This is a genomic window from Nostoc sp. UHCC 0251 (genome assembly GCF_034932245.1).
Lineage (GTDB): Bacteria > Cyanobacteriota > Cyanobacteriia > Cyanobacteriales > Nostocaceae > Nostoc.
This window is the reverse complement of record NZ_JAYGHD010000228.1, coordinates 1-3,293: the sequence shown is the minus strand read 5'-3', so window position 1 is coordinate 3,293 and position 3,293 is coordinate 1. Positions and strand designations below refer to the sequence as shown.

Sequence of the window (3,293 nt, the reverse complement as noted above, 5' to 3'; positions counted from 1 at the left end):
ATGGTTTACTTGCTGTCTGATTAGGTGTTTCTTCCAAAAGTGGATGCTCCCATTAGATAAAGGAACTTTACGAGCAATTATTAGACAGGTTGGCCTGAGTGTTGATGGGTTTATCGAGTTGCTATAAGTGAAAAACTGGGTGCGATCGCTATTTTAAAACGTTACAATAAACAAGTGCAATCGCTATTAAATAAAGCTTCAAAACTAAGGTTGAATCGGCACAAATTCATATTTATCAGTGCCAGGTATTTGTTGAACTTTGACTAAGAATATTTTATTGTTTATGCGATCGCCTGATGGTAAAAACTGAATCTTTCCCGTTGCACCATCGACTGAAAAACCCGGACTATGCAACACATTTTGTAATTCATCGCGTCTGTTGGTTCGTTGTAAACCTGCGATGATCGCCAAGGTTGCATCATAAGCCGTAGCTGTTCGCCAATTCACAGTTGCACCCCAAAGCTTTTGGGCTTTTTGCGGAAAGATGTTATTAGGAAATGCTGCGGGATACCAAGGTGCAGAGATTATCAGTCCGTTGATACCTCTGCCCTCCTTTAAGGTTTCGTTAGTGAAAAGTGTAGGACTACCAAATACAGTCAACTGCCCTTGATTAGATTGTGCCACCGCTAGACCTTGCTTTATTTTGTCTATATAAAGACCTAACACTAGGGCATTAGCACCGCTACGTACAGCTTGAGAAATGACAACACTAGGGTTAAAGTCACGGGCAGAAATATCGCACTCTGTAGAATTAATCTGACCGCCAGCAGCTTTTATCGCTTTAACAAACTCATCGTTAAACGACTGATTATCTATCCCTTGGTAATCAACACAGATAAGAAAATTGGTTTTACCCGCTATTTTAATGGCGTAATTAGAGACGCTATCTGCTATGGATTTAACACTAGGAGCAGTGCGGAAGATATAATTGCCAACCCTGTCAAGGTTTTGGGCATAACTGGTGGGAGAGATCATCACTAACCCGTCTTTTTGATAGACTGAGGCTGCTGAGAGAGAAGCATTACTAGAATTATGTCCCACGACAGCTAAGATGTTGGTATCTTTGCCAAACCGAGTGGCAAGTTGTACAGCTTCACTTGGATCGTTATCATCATTAGCGATCGCCACCTCTAAAACTTTACCATTGATACCGCCACTGCTATTCACCTCATCTTGAGCTTGAGCCACACCGCGTAGCATCTCTTTTGCTACATTTGGATTTGTCCCAATAGGTACACTCACAGCAATTTTGAGGCGATCTCCTTTCTGACGAGCCTTAGCATTATTCAAGTAAATCAATGCTTCTGGGTCTGTGCTGTTAGCTTTGCGATATAAATTTAGCTTATCAATAGCAAGCTGACACTTACTCTCTAAAAATGCTTGAACTCCAGCTTCTTTATCTGAGTTTGTATCTTGTTTTAATAAAATTTCTTCACCCAAGCTAATTCTGTCATTCAAACTATACGTATCTTTAGCACATAAGTCTATTTGAGTCTCAACTCTCGTTTGAGGCGTATTTCGGGTTCTGGGCAGTAAAAAGTAGACTAAAATACCGCCAAGAAATACTCCAGTGATGCTGGTTCCCACATATTGTAGAAAATTGCTATTTTGGAGACGTGAAGATAGAAAAACTACTGGAGGTGCGATCAGTGGCTGTTCCGCAATTATCGGAGCTTCAATTAGAGCTATATCTTCATCTCTAAGTCCCAACGCTTGTTGAAGACGTTTCAAATCCGCCGCAGTTCTCTCGCTAAGAGGAAACCCCTGTCTAATTTCGTCGCGAAATGCTAGCCCGTATCGCTGCAATTTTTTCTTTTTGTCTTCGATAGGTGCTAAAACCAGAGTTTCAATTGCAGCAGCCTGTTCAGGTGATAGTTCCAGCCTTTCTTGTAAACCTTCCAAAGCAGCACGACCAGCAACAGAAATTTCATCGTTACCACTTTCTACCCAATAATCAACTTCTCGACGATATTTGAGTTCAGGATCGTCAATAGGTGCTTTGGCAAGGTTGATTTTATAACCTTCCTTGACAGCATATATTTCTGGTTTCATTGCAGGGGCAGCTTCTTGAACCTTACTTTTGGCATACTCATGCAATTCATCAACAGAAATCCAACCATCTTCATCTCGATCTGCTGCACCAGTCTCCAGCCCTTCAACTATGTAGCGGGTGTAAGTTGAGGTATCTGCTCCTTGCTCTATAAAGGAAAGTTGGGTTGAGGTCGAAGATGTGAGAACAGCCCGCCCTTCTCCACCCAATTGGTTCTTGACATCCACAAAACCTTCATCTTTCGCTGCCATACCTTCAGCAAATGCACCACTCAAGCAACAATCGAGAATCACTACCTCGCGTTTAGAGCGGCTATTGCTCATGACTTCGTGCACAAAGCTAGCCGGTACTGTTGTTGCCCTAACTGGTACTCCTTTGTCAGTTTTGCGAGTGTTGCGAGCTGCAAAGTAAAGCTTACCTCTCTCATCTTTAATGCCATGTCCAGAGAAAAACAGCAGCAAGAGATCATCTTTTTGACGACCATCAAACAAAGTTTCAATGGCTACCGCCATCTCATGTTGTTGAGGATTTATCAGTACTTTTACATCATCAAAACCACCAATTTCTGGGTTCTGTAAAACTCTCTGCATTGCTTCAACATCTTTTCCTGTTGCCAACAATGGGATAAAACCAGGTTCATATTCACTGACTGCAATTAAAAGTGCTAATTTCGCCATCTCGCTATTCTTCCTTGATCGTGGAATTTCTTAGTTGCCTGCGATAAACTTTTGAGCTTGTTCGATGGCGGCGTTTAACTCTTCCTGACTGCTAGCTTTCACCTTGAGCTTCTTACCGTTAGCCTCAACTTCCAGTTCAATGGTTTTGTTGCCCAAGCGATCGCCTAAAAATCCCAGTAATTTCTTAAAATTGGCAAGGCTCACCTCTGCCTGCAACACACCCACTAAAAAACCGCCAACAGACTTGGCTCCTTCAGGTATTTCTGTAGCTGCTACAAGTTCAGCACTTTCTACATCTAAGTCTTTGATTTCTCGCAGCAAATTCCGCGCTTCTCGTTCTTGCTCCTCTGCATCTAAATCTTGATTAGCAAGAGCGATCGTTAACTTGATGTTAGATTCAGAACTCATTTTTTACCCTTTGCGGTTTTAAGCAGTTGACTGTCAACTATATTTCCGTGATTTCTCTATTGACATCATATCCGCTATGTAAATTTTCTGAAACTTCTTCAAGATTTTGTAACTGCCCAGGTAGGAAAGTCAGGGATATTCCCGTGAGGGAGGAAAGA

General features: G+C 41.9%; 2 protein-coding genes. Both read right to left on the bottom strand.

All coding sequences use genetic code 11. The annotated features are described in order from the left end of the window. Positions 1-204: 204 nt before the first annotated feature. Positions 205-2,727, bottom strand: coding sequence for a caspase, EACC1-associated type (locus VB740_RS17665; protein WP_323201265.1), 2,523 nt, complete (start codon positions 2,725-2,727; stop codon positions 205-207). Positions 2,728-2,757: 30 nt separating this feature from the next. Beyond that, positions 2,758-3,135 carry a hypothetical protein gene (locus tag VB740_RS17660; protein WP_323201264.1) on the bottom strand — a complete coding sequence of 126 codons (378 nt, stop codon included), beginning with the start codon at positions 3,133-3,135 and terminating at the stop codon, positions 2,758-2,760. Between the last annotated feature and the right edge of the window lie 158 nt (positions 3,136-3,293).

Coding starts and splice junctions, on each gene's coding strand:
- VB740_RS17660 (WP_323201264.1), bottom strand. CDS start 3,135: ATGAGTTCTGAATCTAACATCAAGTTAACGATCGCTCTTGCTAATCAA.
- VB740_RS17665 (WP_323201265.1), bottom strand. CDS start 2,727: ATGGCGAAATTAGCACTTTTAATTGCAGTCAGTGAATATGAACCTGGT.